Raw genomic sequence first — 15011 nt, 5'->3', positions numbered from 1 at the left:
CTAGTGGAAGTTCCGGGACTTGATCCTGACCACATCCTCGGGATCGCGGCAGTCGCCGTGCGCCGGCCAGTAGAGATCTCGCGGCTGCGGGCTCCACCCCTTGTCGCCACGATCCGGCGATCCAGGGTGCGTCGCGCCGTCGCCTGGCCCTGTGCGATGCGGGAAGGCCATGTCGCCGACCTGCCTGAGGAGATCGCCATAATCGATGATCTTCTGGATGATGACGTGGATGACCTCGCCCTCTTTCTGGACGATCCCGCGCATGCCGATCATCGACGCCGACATCACCGTGCGTCGCTGCGCCTCGAAGCGGTCCGGCCACAGGATGCCCTGCGCGACGCCGCTCTCGTCCTCGATCGTGATGAACAGCACGCCTTTGGCCGAGCCGGGCTTCTGGCGGACGAGAATGACGCCAGCGACCTCGACGAACCTGCCGTCCCGGATGCGCGTCAGATCTGCACAGCGTCGGATCCCGCGGCGGGAAAGATCGTCCCGCAGGAAGGAGAGGGGATGGGCGCGCAGCGACAGCTGCAAGGTCCGGTAATCCTCCACGACCTCGCGACCGTCCGTCATCGGCCGCAACGCGACCTCCGGCTCCAGGCCTTCGGGGCTGAATACCGCCTCGCGTGCGTCCGCGGCCGCGAATAGCGGCAGCGGCGCTTCCCCTAAGCCCTTCACTTTCCAGATGCCCTGGCGGCGATCTTCGCCAAGCGAATGGAACGCGTCCGCTTCCGCCAAGCGTTCGATCGCCGCGGGCGGGACGCCCGCGCGACGCCAGATTTCTTCAACGGACCCGTAAGGCGCATCTCCGCGTGCAGCGACGATCGCCGCGCCATGCAGATTAGCAAGACCCCGGACCTGACGAAAGCCGAGCCGGACGGCCTTGTAGCGACCGCGGCTTTCCTCGAGCGTGCAATCCCAGCGGCTCGCGTTCGCGCAGACCGGCCGCACCTCGACGCCGTGCTCGCGCGCGTCGCGCACGATCTGGGCAGGCGCGTAGAAGCCCATCGGCTGGGCGTTCAGCAGCGACGCGCAAAACACGTCCGGATGATGGTGCTTCATCCACGAGGACGCATAAGCGATCTTGGCGAAACTGGCGGCGTGGCTCTCGGGAAAGCCGTAGGAGCCGAAGCCCTCGATCTGCTTGAAGGTGCGCTCGGCGAAGTCGCGCGGATAGCCACGCTCGACCATGCCGTCGACGAGCTTGTCGTAAAAGTGGCTGACCCCGCCTGTCACCTTGAAGGTCGCCATCGCGCGGCGGAGCTGGTCGGCCTCGATCGCCGTGAAGCCAGCCCCGACGATCGCGACCTTCATCGCCTGCTCCTGGAACAGCGGGACGCCGAGCGTCTTCTCGAGCACAGCGCGTAGTTCGGGGCGCGGATATTCCGGCTTCTCGCGGCCTTCGCGGCGACGCAGATACGGATGGACCATGTCGCCCTGGATGGGCCCTGGCCGCACGATCGCGACCTGCACGACGATGTCGTAGAAATTGGCGGGCTTCAGCCGCGGCAGCATCGACATCTGCGCCCGGCTCTCGATCTGGAACACGCCCAATGTGTCAGCCTTCTGGATCATCGCGAAGACGTCGGGATCGTCGTCCTGGAGATCAGCGAGCCCCACCCGAACGCCTTTGATTTCTTCCAACATGTTGAAGGCGCGGTTCATGCAGCCGAGCATGCCCAGGCCCAGCACATCGACCTTCATGAACTTGAGCAGATCGATATCGTCCTTGTCCCATTCGATGACCTGCCGGTCGACCATCGCCGCCGGCTCGATCGGCACGAGATCGTCGAGCCGGTCATGGGTCAGCACGAACCCGCCGGGATGCTGGGACAGATGGCGCGGCGTGCCGATCAGCCGCGTCGCAAGATCCAGTGCGAGCCGTAGCCGACGGTCACCGAGATTGAGGTTGAGTTCTCTGGCCTGCTTCTCGCTTACGCCGTCGACCGACCAGCCCCAGATGAGACCGGCGAGCGCCACGGTCATGTCCTCGGGCAGACCCAGCGCCTTGCCGACCTCCCGCACCGCACCGCGCGCGCGGTAGCGGGTGACGACCGCCGTCAGCGCGGAATGTTGGCGACCATAGGTCTCGTAGATCCACTGGATGATCTCTTCGCGCCGCTCATGCTCGAAATCGACGTCGATATCCGGTGGCTCCCGGCGCTCGCCTGAGACGAACCGCTCGAACAAAAGCTCATGCTTGATCGGATCGATGCTCGTGATGCCGAGCACGAAGCAGACGCAGCTGTTGGCGGCCGATCCGCGGCCCTGGCACAGGATGCCGCGCCGCCGGCTCTCGGCGACGATCGCGTTGACGGTCAGGAAGTAAGGCGCATAGCCGAGCTCGCCGATCAGCCGCAGCTCGTGCGCGATCTGGTCGCGATAGGCCTGCGGGACGCCCTCCGGGAACAGCCGCGCAACGGCCTCACAGGACAATTGTTCAAGTGCCTGCTGGGATGTCAGCCCATCGATCACCTGCTCGTGCGGATACTGGTAGCTCAGCTCGCCCAGATCGAACGTGCACCGCCGCGCAATGTCGGCGGTCGCGGCGATCGCGTCGGGGAAGGCGGCGAAGCGGCGCTCCATTTCGGAGGGCGCCTTGAGGTTACGATCGCCATGCCGCTCGCGTCGATGCCCGAGCGCGTCGACCGTTGTCTTCTCGCGGATCGCAGTGACCACGTCCTGAAGCAGGCGACATTCGGGCGCGTGATAGAGGATATCGCCCGTCGCGACGGCGCGCACGCCGGCGTCCCGGGCCTGCGTCGCCAGCGCATGCAGTCGCACGAGATCGTCGGGCCTGCGCCGGAACGTCAGCGCCATATATCCGCGCGCGCCGAACGCGCTTCGCAGCTCGCCCAAGTCGCGCGACACGGTCTCGCCAGCGGCGTCGGGCAGGAGAATGGCGATCATGCCGTCGGAGTGCGCGACGACCTCTTCCCACGCGAGCGTGCAGCCGCCCTTGCCGAAGCGCGCTTTCCCGATCGTCAGCAGCCGCGTCATGCGTGACCAGGCGGGGCGATCGGTCGGGTAAAGAAGAAGCTGCCGGCCGTCGTCCAGCGTCAACCTCGTGCCCGCGATGAGGCGCACCCCCGTTGTGCGCTGCCCATCCCAGGCGCGGACGATCCCCGCGACCGTTCCCAGATCCGCAAGGCCGAGCGCGGTGTGGCCCTGCAGAGCGGCCGCCGCGAACAGCTCCTCTGGGCTGGAGGCGCCGCGCAGGAACGAGAAGTGGCTCGTGACCTGGAGCTCGACATAGGTCACCCGAACGCCCCGTGCATCCACCAGCTCAGGTCGCCCGTGTTCGCCTCGACACCGTCGCCGCGCCGGAAAAGCCAGAAGCGCCCGCCGGCGCGATCCTCCACCCGGAAATAATCTCGCACCGCCCAGACCTCGCCGTCACGCACCCACCATTCCCCATGGATGCGTTCGGGTCCGTCGCCGGCGACCACGTCATGCACCTCGCCGCGCCAGGAGAAACGTCGCGGAGGACTGTCGGGAAGGAGCGCAATGACGTTGGATAGCGGCTCGGGCCGACGCAGCAGGCGTGCCGGCCGCCGCCAGGCGGGCCAGCCTCGCGCCTCCGTGAGAGGACTGACGCGTCGGACCGCTCGCTCGGGAACATCGGTTTCGCACTCGCCCGTTTTGAAGATCGCGGCGTCCCCGACGCGACCGGCGAGTTGGTCGACCAGCTGCGCGATCTCCTCGCCCGGGGCGTCGACGAGCAAGCTGGTCGAAAGAGGCGTCGCGCCCAACGGCTCGGAGCGGATCGCCCGCAGTCTGGCGACCTCGATGCCGAGGCCGGGGTCGATCTTTTCCATGCGCAGATGAAGCAGTCGCACCAGGTGCCGGGCTTCTCTGCTCGCAGCGGCCGTCCCGATCAGGATGCACTGTTCGTCGCCGTCCACGCGCAGCATCATCATTTCAAGCCCACGCGCGCCGAGTCCGCGAGCCCGGAGCTCGATCACGAGGTTCGTCACGAGATCTGCGATCACCTGCGCGATCGCCTCCGGCGTCGAGATCGGCTCGAGCAAGCGCAGCTCGGCTGCGGGCGCCTGTTCGTCCACGACCGGTACGATCGGTTCGGCGACGCGTCCGATGGCTTGGTCGAGGCGCTTCACGGCGTCACGGCCCAGCCGACGGGCCAGGGGCGCGCGCGGCATCGGCAGCAGGTCCGCGATCCGTTCGATGCCGAAGCGCTTGCAGGCGGCCAGGGCACTGTCCTCGAGCCGCAGCGCATCGACCGGCAGCGGGGCGATCGCCTGCGTCGCCTGCCCGGGTGCGGAGATCTCGATCGCCTTCGTCCCGAACCTGGCCAGCGCGAAAGCGGCACCGGGCGTGTCGGCAATGGCGATCGTGCTCGTGAGACCAATACGGCGAAGGAAGCTCAGCAGCCGGCGGCAGAAAGGCTCTTCGCCACCGAACAGATGGGTGGTTCCGCTCAGATCGAGCCACAGGCCGTCGCTGCCGCACACCGATGCGGTCGGCGTCCATATCCGGGCGGCATGGAGGGCGAGGCGCGCGAGCAGAGCAACATCCCCGTCGGGATCGGCCGGGCGGACGTGCAGATCGGGGACCAGCGCGCGCGCTTGCGTCAACGCCATGCCGGGCGTGAGCCCGAGGGCCAGAGCGGCCGGGCACGCGGCGAACACGAGCTGCTTCTGCCCGTCCTGCGCGGCCAGGACCGTCGGCTGCGCGAAGGCCACGCCCGCCGCTCTCGGGGCTGCGGTCGCTCTCCCGCCCTCATCCGGCCGCATCGCCCGGAACGGATGCTCGGCGACCTCCGAGCGCCGGCCCAGCTCGCGCATGGCCGGCCGCTGGTGCGCGGGCAGGCGCTCGATATCGGCTGCGATCTGGCTCCGACTCGGCCGGGCGTCCTGCGCCCAGCGCGCGCCGGGGCGCCAGCCTCCGCCGCGCGGAACCGAGCAGGCGCCGGGCTTGTCATCGACCGGCAGTGACAGGACCGCAGGCGGCTCAGGCCGCGCGTGCGGCCGCTCCTGCCGCCACAGCCGCTCGATCGCGAGCAGCGGCAGGCAGAGCGAGGCGACCCGTGGCATCGCAGCCCTCCATGATGAATGAGAAAGGCGCGCCGTTGCGCTGCCGGACGAGCTCGATCGACCAGCGAGGCATCCCGACACCGGGAATGCCAAGCGGCGCCGACGGTGCGCAGCCAATCCTCCACCGCGTTGCTGCGGCAGAGGGCTCGGCGAGCGGACAAGCGCCGGATCGCCGCCAGCGTCGAAAGAGAAAGACGGGCACCGCTCGCTCGCCAGCGGCAAGCTGGAGGCGACGCGTCGCGATCATGTCCGCCCGGCGGACCTCTCCCACGACCGCCGCGAGCGTCCCGTGGCGGACGCCGTCCTCCATGACGGCGAGGACATCCTTATCCTCTTTGGCCTCGACGTAGAGCGTTCGGTCGGGAAGCAGGCCGACCTGCTCGAGCCCCGGACTGTAGAGATCGAAGCGGGTGACGGCCCATAAGACCGTGCCTCCGCCTTCGCTCAATCGTGCCGCGATGCCGGCCAGAAACAAAGTCGCAGCCGCGTCGGCAACCAGACTGGACGCGGCCGCTGCAACCTCGTGCAGCGCTGACCGATTGAGACCGCATCCCGACAGGCGCGCATCGAGGGCTTCGACGCCGAACGGTAGGCAGCCGACCGCGCGCGGCGGTGCACCCACGTCCGCGATTTGCGCGCGCAGCCGGTCGATAAGCTCGGGTCGTGGCGATTGCGCGTTCATCGATTTCCGTAAGAATCATGTTCGCCTTATGTTCCGACGATGGGCGGCGCGCGTCAACGATTCGAATCTCATATCGGGTGAAGCGCGTAGAGACGACAAGCGTACGCCTCCGTCGGGCGGAACGCGCGGGATGTCCGGATGTTGAGGGATCTCATTCCATAGCCAGGCGCAAATCATGAGCCGCATACCGACCGACGACCTCGCACCCGAAACTGACAATGACGAGCAGAGCGACGAGGGTCAGGCGCAGGACGTGGCCGACGACGCTTTGGGGCTCAGCAGCGATCTATCCGAGGATAGCGAGCATGGCGGAACCTCGAATCCTGCCGCTGTCATGCCCGACGACGTGCCGGATCTGGTCGATACAATGAACCAGATGGTCACGAGCGGGCGCATCGACAACGGAGCCTTTGCGGGCGAGCCGATGCATGACGACGAGGAAGACCGGTTGGGCCAGACGGACAGCGATGACGATGATGACTAAGCCGCGACCGGCTTGAAAGCGCCGCGATCGGTCCCACATCCTGTCCATCGTCAACAACGGAAAGGAGGTGGTCGAATGTCTCATTGTCATACGCCGTCCGCGGCACACGTTCTGAGCATGGCCTCCACCACGGGGGTCCGGCTCGTCTGAGCTGACCGCGTTCGGTCGACAATGGAAGGGCCGTCCCGCGAGGGGCGGCCCTTCGCATATCTAGCGCTCCCGCCGCCTGCGTTTGTCGTCTCCGCAAAGAGCATGGCGACCAGGAGAGGCGGCCTTTCCCTCGAATCCGGACGCCAGCGACGACTCCAGCTAGACGCGATCCGCGCGCAGGCTGCGAAACGTGATCGACCAGCGTGCCTCCTCCATCTCGACGATGCTGTGCTCCCAGTCGTGTCGCGCCTCGCCGCTCAGATGATAAACGCCGCGCGGCGCCAGAGGCGCGCAGGCGCGGTCGAAGCGCTCCGATCGGCGGCGGCGGAAGCGCATGACCGCAGGTGCGCCCATCGATATGCCGACGACATGCTCGAAAGCGGGACGGTCGCGATGCCAGCCGATCCCGGCCCCCGGATCGTAGCGGATCAGCAGCGCCTGGACCAAGGAATCGGGCGAAAGTCCGGCAAACCGGGCGGCGCGGTCCCGGATCGGCATCAGCCAGTCCGGCAGCGGCTCGCGTCGGTAAAGCCGCCCCGCGTCGAAGTCGTAGCTCCATCCGTACGACTTCGTCAGCCGCTTGCCTGTCCAACCCTGGAAACGGAACGGCGACAGCGCGGTCGCGTCGATCGCTTCGATGAGTATGCTCTCCTCGGCATCGGAGATTAGATCATCGGCTGAGACGAGGCCAGGAAGGGCCGGGGCCTCGAACAGATCGAGCATCAGCATGTCACCGCCATCTCGTGCGAAGACCGTTGCTGAACCTCGCCCGCGCCGAACAAGGGAAGCGCGTCCTCGGCCGGAGAGTTCGCAGGCTCGAAGTTTGAGACCGTCACGCCGACCAGGCGGATGCCGGTCTCAGGCGGGTAGATTGACCGCACGAGCTCCAGGCTGGCGGATTGCAGCCGCTCGCGGGTCGTTACGAGCCCTGCGTGACTCCTGCTTCGCGTGATCTGCCGGAAGTCCTGGAACTTGATCTTCACCGTCACCGTCCGACCAAATGCCTGGGCTCGCTCGCACCAAGCCCAGACGTCGTCGGCCATGCGCCGCACGCCGGCTTCGATCTCGGTCGTATCGGTTAGATCGCGGTCGAACGTCGTCTCCGACCCAGAGGATTTGCGGACGCGGTTCGGGTTGACCGCGCGGTGGTCCTCAGCGCGCGCGATGGCATGATACCAGCCGGCCGAACTGCCGAAATGCGCTTCGAGGAAAGCGAGCGACTTCGCCTTCAGATCCGCACCACTCTCGATGCCGAGCTGCTTCATCTTGGCGGCGGTCACCGGCCCGACCCCATGAAAGCGCGACACCGGAAGCGTCTCGACCCAGCTAGGCCCCATGTCCGGCGTGACTGCGAATTGACCATTGGGCTTGCGCTGGTCGGACGCGAGTTTGGCCAGGAACTTGTTATAGGAGATGCCGGCCGAGGCGTTCAGTCCGGTCTCTTCGCGGATGCGCGCGCGGATTGCCTTTGCGGTGATCCAGGCGGTCGGAAGACCGGCTTCGTTCTCTGTGACGTCGAGATAGGCCTCGTCGAGGGACAGCGGCTGGATGAGGTCGGTGAACTCGGCGAAGATGGCGTGGATCTGGCGCGACACCGCCTTGTATACTTCAAAACGCGGCGGCACGAAGATCAGGTCGGGACAGCGCCGCAGGGCGGTGACCGACGGCAATGCCGAGCGCACGCCGAACGCCCTCGCCTCGTAGCTCGCGGCTGCCACCACGCCACGGGCGGCGGCGTAGCCGACCGCCACGGGACGACCCCGAAGCGACGGTTCGTCGCGCTGCTCCACGGACGCGAAGAACGCGTCCATGTCGACATGGATGATCTTGCGAGTCGGACCGCTCTCCATGGAGCCACGTCTAGCAGGAAGAGAACGGATGAGGAACACGCGCACGGCGTGAAACCGTCGGATCGAGAATGAGCCGCGCGCAACGCGCAGCGATCTCGCTTACGAAATGACGCCGACAAAACGGGGAAAAGGCGTTAGCGCCGTCGATTAGCCGGAGCGGCGCTAGCGCGACCGACCGCAGGAACTCTCGCTATCGATCTCCTCTTGAGCCGCCGCCGCGACGGCGCGCCACTGCGTCAACTCGGCTTGAGCGTCGGCCAGCGCACGGTGAGCTGTCGGAAGCAGATCCTGCTGTTCTTCGCATTGCGCTACGATACGTTCGATCAACCGGCCGAGATCGTCACTCGGCACCGCCTCAGCCAGAATATGCTCGGCAATCTCTCGCTGGGCCTCTTCGCTGTCGCGCAACCGCAGTCCGTGCCGGGGCTGGCCGCCAGCTCTGAGAAGAGCGCTGAGCCATTTGCCGTCCCACGATGGCGCGCTCGCGAACAGGTGATGTCCGGACAGCGCCTGCATCATCCGGGCCGCGACCGTCGCGACCGGTTCGCCTTCGCTAAGAAGTGTGGCCCTCGCGATGCCGTGGACGGCTTCGGCCTTTTCATCCCAGTCCGTCCAGTTCGGCGCAGGCAGGATCAAATGGCCTTCAGACGTGCCATCCTCGAACACCCAGGCAACTTCGATCGGGTAGCTTTGCTTCCCAAGCGACGAAGCTTCGAAATCCAGGAAAGCCCTCAATTCATGCTCCTCGTTTCATGATCACTTTGCCTCGCGGCAGCAGACAGCTGTGCCCGAGGCACGTTCAGCCGCTTCGTCTCGGTGCCGTCAGACGCCCCTTGGCCAGGCCCGGCCGAACCTCGATATCGAGCCAGCGCCCATTTTGTCGGCATGGACGACCGCCGAGCATGGCGCGCGGGCTTCTCCTTGGCGCAGAGGTGATCAAGTCCGCGTCGGGACTTCGCTCTCTCAATAGCAAGGTCGGCCGGACAGGCGATCAGGCCGGTTTACCGAGGTAGACCGCGACCTTATCCGCGTCGGTTCCGACCTGCTTGACCGCCTCCGCCAGCGCGTCGCGCGTCACTTCATAGCGGTTGGTCCAATATTCGACCTGGTCTTCCTGCCCCATGTCGATGCGGTGAGAATAGGGCGCGCCTCGCTGCTTAAGATCGTCCGACATAACGCCTCCGTCCAATGGCGTTGCCTCAACGCACCAATAGGCGACTGGCTCAATCCCGACAGTGCAGCAGGTCCGTATCACCTGCTCATCCCGGCGAGAGCGACCATCGCTTTCCCGGCGGCGGCTCTATCGCAGATCGGCCTCCCGGCCGTCCGTCAGTTTCGCAAGCAGATCCGCCACATTCTCATTGAACGAGGCGATCTCCTCAACGGGAAATGCAGTGTGAGGAGCTTCGACGACGGCGCGTCGGACGGATCGCTCCACCTCGTCGCGACGCTGATTTCTGTTGTCCACGTCATCATCTGCGCCGCGCGCCATGTTGCTTGCAATGGGCAATCCGTTAGCTGACGCGCGTCAATCTCGATGCAAGCTCGTCCGTGGATCGACGGCTTGCCCATGGGCGCCCCTCGTCGGCACGGGCTCAATCGTGCATCAGGGAAAGATCTCGCTGCCGTCCCAGCCGAACATCTTTCCGGTCGATGCCGGTTTCAGATCCGCGAGCACATCAAGGAGCTGTCTGGCAGCACGCTCTGGAGGAAATAACCGGTCCGGCGGCACGCCCCGCTGGAAGGGCTGGCTGAGACCGGTGTCGACCGTTCCCGGGTGCAAAGCGACGCAGAGCGCCAAGGGGCGCGACCGCGCGATCTCGATCGCCGCGGACTTTATGATCATGTTGAGCGCTGCCTTGGAGGCGCGATAGCCATACCAGCCGCCTGTTCGGTTGTCGGAAATGCTGCCGACGCGCGCGGAGAGCGCCGCAATCACCGCCCGCCGATCTTTGGCGAGCAGCGGCGCAAAATGCTTCAGCGCCAAGGCTGGTCCGATCGTATTCAGCTCGAAGATCCGCGCGAGCGAGGCGCCGTCCAGCTCGCGCAGAGCTTTTTCGGGCATCCGGCCGTCTTCATGCAGGATGCCGGTCGCTATCACGACCAGATCGAGCGGCGAGCCGATGCGCTCTGCAGCGTGGCAGATACTGGCCTCGTCGGTCACGTCGATGACGCCGCCGACGATTCGGCCGTCGTCCGCGCGCGGTTGGCGGGAGAGGGCATGGACGCGCGCATAGCGACCGGACGCCGCGAGCGCTCTGACGAGCGCGCGGCCAATGCCGCCGCCCGCGCCGATCACGACGGCGGTCGCGTCTACCAACCGTGGCTTCCGGGATTGCCCTTGAACGGTCCGGCGATGCGCGACGTGATCCAGCCTCCATAAAAGCCACCCGGCTGTGGCACGACCAGTTCGTCGTCGACGAAGCAGGCGTCCATCGCGGCAGCATAAAAGGCCACATGGTCGCGGATGATCGCGAAAGGCGTCGTCGGATCGGGATAAGCCCAGGCCGCTTTAGCTCGAACCGCGGCGACGACCATGACGTCGAAATAGACCGCCGAGCCCTTCCACTCGCAGAAGCTGGACCCGCCGACAGGCCGCAACGCCTCGGGCGCGATGTCGTCGGGCGGAAAATAATATGTCGGCGGGTGGCTGGTCTCGATCGTGCGGATCCCGCGACTTGTCTCGGCGACGACCCGCCCATCCAGCACAACACGCAGATGCGCATCGGTGGGCTGGGCGACAGACGGTCGGGGAAAGGCCCAGACGCTCTCTTGTCCCGGCGCGATCGGATCGGGGATCGGGCGGATCATGCGGACCGCCTCTCAAGGCGACGGGCGAGCCGTTGGAGCGTCGGTCGCAAGGCCAGGAAGCGCCCGTAGAGCCATTCCAGCGAGCCCAGGACCAACGGCGTCCGCGCCGCAAGTCCCAATGGTCGCAGAAGGGGGATTGCTCGCCACATCGCGGCGAACGCGGCTGCGCCGGAAAGCATGTGGCCATCTTCTTCGGCATGGAAGCGGGCGAGCAGTTCCTGCCTGTCGCGCGGACACACGCTGCTAGCAACGCTTGCATCCACGAAGCTGATCGCGCCGCGACGATCCAGCCGCCGCATGAGCGCAATCTCCCGCCGGCATAAAGGGCAACCGCTATCGTGCCAGACGGTCAGGCTCATTGTGCCGAAACAGCCGGCGGATTGCGCTGCCACACCCGTGTCGCCAGCACGGTGGCGAAGGCCAGCCAGCCCAGCAGAGGGATGGCGGTTGCCTGCGCCACGCGGTCGACTTTGTTCGTCGTTGCAACATAGGCTGCTGTTGTCGCCAGCATCGCCCCCGAAGCGAGGGCGCTGGTCGCCAGAGCGCGCTCGCGGAAGAAGATCTCGGTCCAGCCACCGATCATGGCCGATGTTGCCAGCCACAGGCCGATCGATGCGTTTCGCCCAGGCGACGGCGCGCGGCGCAGCAGGCGGTAGCCCCCGACCGCCATGCCGGTCTCCAGCACCGGCCACACCGCCCCGAAGACCGCATCGGGTGGTGTGAAGCCCGGTTTGTCGAGGTGACGATACCAGGTCCGTATTCCGGGATGCGAGGGGGCGGGCGCATTCCGGCGTCCGATCAGCGCGCTCAGACCGAGTATGCCGACGACGATGCCGCCGGCGACAAGCGGCGACAGACCGGTGGACCCACGGCTGGCGGCGCGCTGGGTCATGCTGCGAGGGTGCGCTCGAGATCGTCGCTGCCGCCAATCCGCTCGCCATCGATGAAGATCTGCGGCGTCGTCTGGACGCCGTGCTTCTGTTCAAATGCGTCGACCTCGTCGCGTGATCGAAGGACATGCTCCTCGATCGCGTAGCCCTTCTCTTCGAGCAACGCCTTGGCGCGGACGCCGAACGGGCAGGTCTCCTCCGGGAGGATCATGCGGTAGAGCGTTGCTGTCTTGTTGTCCGTCATGGCGTGCTCCCGGGGCGGTCGAAGCGACCTTCCGGCTATAGCGAAGCGACAGCCTGGACGTTCCGGCGCCATACGCGGCCAAGCCCTCCGTCCGGGGACGGGGGTTGGGGAGGGCAGTGCCTCAGCTTGCCGATGACGGCAGTGCCCGCGTGATGACGCGCGCGAGCCGCGCCGAAAATCCGCGCGGATCGATCGGCTGCTCGCCGTCCGCGATCTGCGCCTCGTCGAACAACAGACGCGCCGCGTCCTCGCGCAACGCCTCATCCTCCTCGGCGAGGCCAGCAAGCCTGACGATAAGATCGTGGCGGGGATTGATCTCCAGCACGGGCTTCGCCGCCGCTGGCGCCCGTCCGGATGCCGCGAGCAGCCGTTCAAGTTGCCGATCCATGCCGGTCTCGGAGGCGACGAGGCATACCGCACTGTCGGTCAGCCGGCCCGAGGCGCGCACGTCCGAGACGGCATCGGCGAGCGTCGTTTTCACGAAGGCCAGGAAATCGGTCACCTCTGCGCTTGCGTCGGCCGTTGGGCCGGTTTTGCCCTCAGGCAGGGGGATCAGATCGAGATCTGCGGTACCCTGCGTCACGGACTTGAACGGCTTGCCCTTATAATCGAGCCCGGCCGTGACCCAGAAGCTGTCGACCTGGTCCGCAAGCAGCAGCACTTCGACGCCGCGCGCGCGGAACCCCTCTAGCTGCGGCGACGTCGCCAGACGATCGAGATCATTGCCGGTCGCATAATAGATCGCGGTCTGGTTTTCCTTGAAGGTCGCCTCGACATCGGCGAGCGAGCGCCAGCCGCCGTCCGACGCGGTCGTCTTGAAGCGGGCAAGACCGAGCAACGTCTCGCGCCGCTCATAATCCTCGTACAGCCCTTCCTTCAGCACCGCACCGAACGTCTCCCAGATCTGGAGATAGCCGTCGTTATCGTCTGAGGCGCGCTTGTCGAGTTCGGACAGAACGCGCCCGGTGACGCCCTTCTTGATCGCGGCCAGGATCGGGCTCTCCTGGATCATCTCGCGCGACATGTTCAGCGGCAAATCGGACGAGTCCACCAGCCCGCGCACGAAGCGCAGATAGCGCGGCAGCAGCTCCGCCTCGTCGGTGATGAAGACGCGATTGACATACAATTTCATGCGACCCGCGCGGTCGGGATCGAACAGGTCGAACGGCTTGGTCGACGGCACGAAGGCCAGCACCGAATATTCGTGACGGCCCTCGGCGCGGTAATGCAGCGTCAGCGCCGGCTCATCGAACTGACCCGACACGCTGCGGTAGAAGTCGGCATAATCAGCCTCGGACACTGCGGCGCGGGGCTTGGTCCACAAAGCGGCCCCGTCGGCAATTTCGACCGGCTCGGCATCGGGCGTCTCGCGCAGGAAGATCGGCACGGGGACGTGGCCCGACTGCGACTTGATCGTCTGCTCGATCCGGGAGCGCTCGGCATAGTCCGTGGCGTCTTCCATGAGGTGGAGCACCACGCGCGTGCCGCGCGCGGGCGCGTCGTGCAGATCCACGGGCGCGATCGTGTAGCTGCCCAGGCCGTCCGACGACCAGATTGCTGCCTCGTCCTCGCCGGCCTTGTGCGAGATCACATCGACCTTCTCGGCGACCATGAACGCCGAATAGAAGCCCACGCCGAACTGGCCGATCAGCTGCGTGCCTTCGGTGCCGCCACCGGCCGCGATCCGCTCCATGAAGCTCTTCGTGCCCGAGCGCGCGATCGTGCCCAGCGCTTCGGCCAGATCATGCGCATTCATCCCGATGCCATTGTCTTCGATCGTCAGCGTGCGCGTGTCGCGATCGAGCGTTACCGTGATCCGCGGCAGCGGGTCCTCGCCGAGCAAAGCCGGGCTCGCAATGCCTTCGTAGCGCAGCTTCTCACAGGCGTCCGCCGCGTTGGAGATCAGCTCGCGAAGGAACATTCTTGTCCGAATAGACCGAGTGCACCATCAGGTGCAGCAGCTTGGCGACATCGGCTTCGAAAGCGTGCGTTTCGGGTGCGGTGGCGGTCGTCATGATATTCGTCACGTCCTTGTTACTGCTCGCGAGGAATTGGTAATGCCTGCGCTACAGGTCAAGCTCGCCGCCGCGTCGCGATGCGATCGACCTCGCGATGGATGCACGGGCACAGAGTCGGCGGCCACCCTTCGGTCAGGCTCGACGCTGGATGGGGGGAACCTGCTCGGGTGCCGCTCGATCAGACGGTTCGAACGCCGCTTGCGGCCTATCGTTCTGGCTAGCCGACCTGTTCAACCTGAAGCGAGCCCGCCGGAAGTGGCTTCAGCAGCTCGCTTGCTGCTATTCTCGGGTCCAGCCAGTCGATCCAGACCGAACGATCCAGGATCGCGATCTGGCGATCATGATAAGGCGCGATGTCTGGTCCCGGCGGCATCGTCAGCATCGTGAACGCCTCGCCGACCTTCGGATCGGTTCGCCATATCCCGGCAATGCAGAAGAGGGGCTGGTCTCTCCGCGTGAACAGCCATTTGTCCTTTCGCTTCTTCGTCGGATCAGAGGGCGTCGTGAACTCGTAGAAGCCATCCGCCACGATCAAACAGCGCCCGGCCTCGAATTCTCGTCCATCCGATCGGAAGTTGTAAACCGGTTTGCCTGTCGGCCCGGGCCAGCTCCAACGCCGCTGGACGAGATCGCCGCTCCCACGCTCGTGCGTTCGGACGATGGGCGCCATGTCCGTGATCTTGATATCCTGCCGGGCCTCTATGTTCGGGACGCCTTCTGAAAAGTCGATGCGGATCTTGAGATCGGCAAAATCCTCGACGATCGACGCGGCATCCACCAGCAGGCGATAGTCGTTGCACATCTAGGCCTCCGTCGAGTCTTGCATCC

The 15011-nt window shown here is 66.0% G+C and carries 15 protein-coding genes and 1 pseudogene; 1 reads left to right on the top strand and 15 read right to left on the bottom strand.

Annotation, left to right across the window (positions count from 1 at the left end):
• From Q4F19_RS13405 to Q4F19_RS13395, 3 genes are all read right to left on the bottom strand, one after another.
• Entirely contained in the window at positions 1-3261 is a 3261-nt protein-coding gene (locus Q4F19_RS13405; protein WP_303543339.1) for an error-prone DNA polymerase, read from the bottom strand.
• A complete protein-coding gene (locus Q4F19_RS13400) occupies positions 3258-4703 on the bottom strand; it encodes a Y-family DNA polymerase (RefSeq protein WP_341850188.1) in 1446 nt (481 codons plus the stop codon). The genes Q4F19_RS13405 and Q4F19_RS13400 overlap by 4 nt, the downstream gene beginning before the upstream one ends.
• 268 nt (positions 4704-4971) lie before the next feature.
• Positions 4972-5736, bottom strand: coding sequence for an ImuA family protein (locus tag Q4F19_RS13395; RefSeq protein WP_303543337.1), 765 nt, complete (start codon positions 5734-5736; stop codon positions 4972-4974).
• A gap of 175 nt (positions 5737-5911) precedes the next feature.
• Here Q4F19_RS13395 and Q4F19_RS13390 point away from each other — a divergent pair, with 175 nt between their 5' ends.
• Positions 5912-6220 carry a hypothetical protein gene (locus Q4F19_RS13390; RefSeq protein ID WP_303543335.1) on the top strand — a complete coding sequence of 103 codons (309 nt, stop codon included), beginning with the start codon at positions 5912-5914 and terminating at the stop codon, positions 6218-6220.
• A gap of 309 nt (positions 6221-6529) precedes the next feature.
• On the opposite strand, the gene Q4F19_RS13385 is transcribed toward Q4F19_RS13390, so the two are convergent.
• The 12 genes and pseudogenes from Q4F19_RS13385 to Q4F19_RS13330 form a co-directional block, all read right to left on the bottom strand.
• On the bottom strand, positions 6530-7093 hold the full coding sequence (locus tag Q4F19_RS13385; protein ID WP_303543405.1) for an alpha-ketoglutarate-dependent dioxygenase AlkB: 564 nt from the start codon (positions 7091-7093) through the stop codon (positions 6530-6532).
• Complete coding sequence (gene dinB / locus Q4F19_RS13380) at positions 7093-8220, bottom strand: DNA polymerase IV (RefSeq protein WP_303543333.1); 1128 nt, start codon at positions 8218-8220, stop codon at positions 7093-7095. Before dinB ends, Q4F19_RS13385 begins: the two co-directional genes overlap by 1 nt.
• 162 nt (positions 8221-8382) lie before the next feature.
• Positions 8383-8955, bottom strand: coding sequence for a 3'-5' exonuclease (locus Q4F19_RS13375; RefSeq protein WP_303543331.1), 573 nt, complete (start codon positions 8953-8955; stop codon positions 8383-8385).
• A 256-nt stretch (positions 8956-9211) separates the two neighbouring features.
• Positions 9212-9394 (bottom strand): DUF3606 domain-containing protein, encoded by a 183-nt coding sequence (locus Q4F19_RS13370; protein ID WP_303543329.1) that lies wholly within the window; start codon positions 9392-9394, stop codon positions 9212-9214.
• A 126-nt stretch (positions 9395-9520) separates the two neighbouring features.
• Positions 9521-9712 carry a hypothetical protein gene (locus tag Q4F19_RS13365; RefSeq protein WP_303543327.1) on the bottom strand — a complete coding sequence of 64 codons (192 nt, stop codon included), beginning with the start codon at positions 9710-9712 and terminating at the stop codon, positions 9521-9523.
• 114 nt (positions 9713-9826) lie between these two features.
• Positions 9827-10519, bottom strand: a complete 693-nt coding sequence (locus Q4F19_RS13360; protein ID WP_341850191.1) for an SDR family NAD(P)-dependent oxidoreductase — start codon at positions 10517-10519, stop codon at positions 9827-9829.
• A gap of 14 nt (positions 10520-10533) precedes the next feature.
• Entirely contained in the window at positions 10534-11031 is a 498-nt protein-coding gene (locus tag Q4F19_RS13355; protein ID WP_303543322.1) for a DUF427 domain-containing protein, read from the bottom strand.
• A complete protein-coding gene (locus Q4F19_RS13350; protein ID WP_303543320.1) occupies positions 11028-11390 on the bottom strand; it encodes a DUF393 domain-containing protein in 363 nt (120 codons plus the stop codon). Before Q4F19_RS13350 ends, Q4F19_RS13355 begins: the two co-directional genes overlap by 4 nt.
• Positions 11387-11923 (bottom strand): TspO/MBR family protein, encoded by a 537-nt coding sequence (locus Q4F19_RS13345; protein ID WP_303543318.1) that lies wholly within the window; start codon positions 11921-11923, stop codon positions 11387-11389. Before Q4F19_RS13345 ends, Q4F19_RS13350 begins: the two co-directional genes overlap by 4 nt.
• Entirely contained in the window at positions 11920-12165 is a 246-nt protein-coding gene (locus Q4F19_RS13340) for a glutaredoxin domain-containing protein (protein ID WP_303543316.1), read from the bottom strand. Before Q4F19_RS13340 ends, Q4F19_RS13345 begins: the two co-directional genes overlap by 4 nt.
• A 121-nt stretch (positions 12166-12286) precedes the next feature.
• Positions 12287-14180 (bottom strand): annotated as a pseudogene (gene htpG, locus Q4F19_RS13335) (molecular chaperone HtpG).
• Between the two features lie 220 nt (positions 14181-14400).
• Entirely contained in the window at positions 14401-14985 is a 585-nt protein-coding gene (locus tag Q4F19_RS13330) for an SOS response-associated peptidase (RefSeq protein WP_303543314.1), read from the bottom strand.
• Positions 14986-15011: the final 26 nt, after the last annotated feature.

The organism is Sphingomonas natans (assembly GCF_030546695.1).
Lineage (GTDB): Bacteria > Pseudomonadota > Alphaproteobacteria > Sphingomonadales > Sphingomonadaceae > Sphingomonas_I > Sphingomonas_I natans.
This window is presented reverse-complemented; position numbering and strand designations above follow the sequence as displayed.

What these genes read in the sequence shown, in the direction of transcription:
- Q4F19_RS13395 (WP_303543337.1), bottom strand. Translation starts at nt 5,736, where the DNA reads ATGAACGCGCAATCGCCACGACCCGAGCTTATCGACCGGCTGCGCGCG.
- Q4F19_RS13390 (WP_303543335.1), top strand. Translation starts at nt 5,912, where the DNA reads ATGAGCCGCATACCGACCGACGACCTCGCACCCGAAACTGACAATGAC.
- Q4F19_RS13385 (WP_303543405.1), bottom strand. Translation starts at nt 7,093, where the DNA reads ATGCTCGATCTGTTCGAGGCCCCGGCCCTTCCTGGCCTCGTCTCAGCC.
- dinB (WP_303543333.1), bottom strand. Translation starts at nt 8,220, where the DNA reads ATGGAGAGCGGTCCGACTCGCAAGATCATCCATGTCGACATGGACGCG.
- Q4F19_RS13370 (WP_303543329.1), bottom strand. Translation starts at nt 9,394, where the DNA reads ATGTCGGACGATCTTAAGCAGCGAGGCGCGCCCTATTCTCACCGCATC.
- Q4F19_RS13365 (WP_303543327.1), bottom strand. Translation starts at nt 9,712, where the DNA reads ATGGCGCGCGGCGCAGATGATGACGTGGACAACAGAAATCAGCGTCGC.
- Q4F19_RS13355 (WP_303543322.1), bottom strand. Translation starts at nt 11,031, where the DNA reads ATGATCCGCCCGATCCCCGATCCGATCGCGCCGGGACAAGAGAGCGTC.
- Q4F19_RS13350 (WP_303543320.1), bottom strand. Translation starts at nt 11,390, where the DNA reads ATGAGCCTGACCGTCTGGCACGATAGCGGTTGCCCTTTATGCCGGCGG.
- Q4F19_RS13345 (WP_303543318.1), bottom strand. Translation starts at nt 11,923, where the DNA reads ATGACCCAGCGCGCCGCCAGCCGTGGGTCCACCGGTCTGTCGCCGCTT.
- Q4F19_RS13340 (WP_303543316.1), bottom strand. Translation starts at nt 12,165, where the DNA reads ATGACGGACAACAAGACAGCAACGCTCTACCGCATGATCCTCCCGGAG.
- Q4F19_RS13330 (WP_303543314.1), bottom strand. Translation starts at nt 14,985, where the DNA reads ATGTGCAACGACTATCGCCTGCTGGTGGATGCCGCGTCGATCGTCGAG.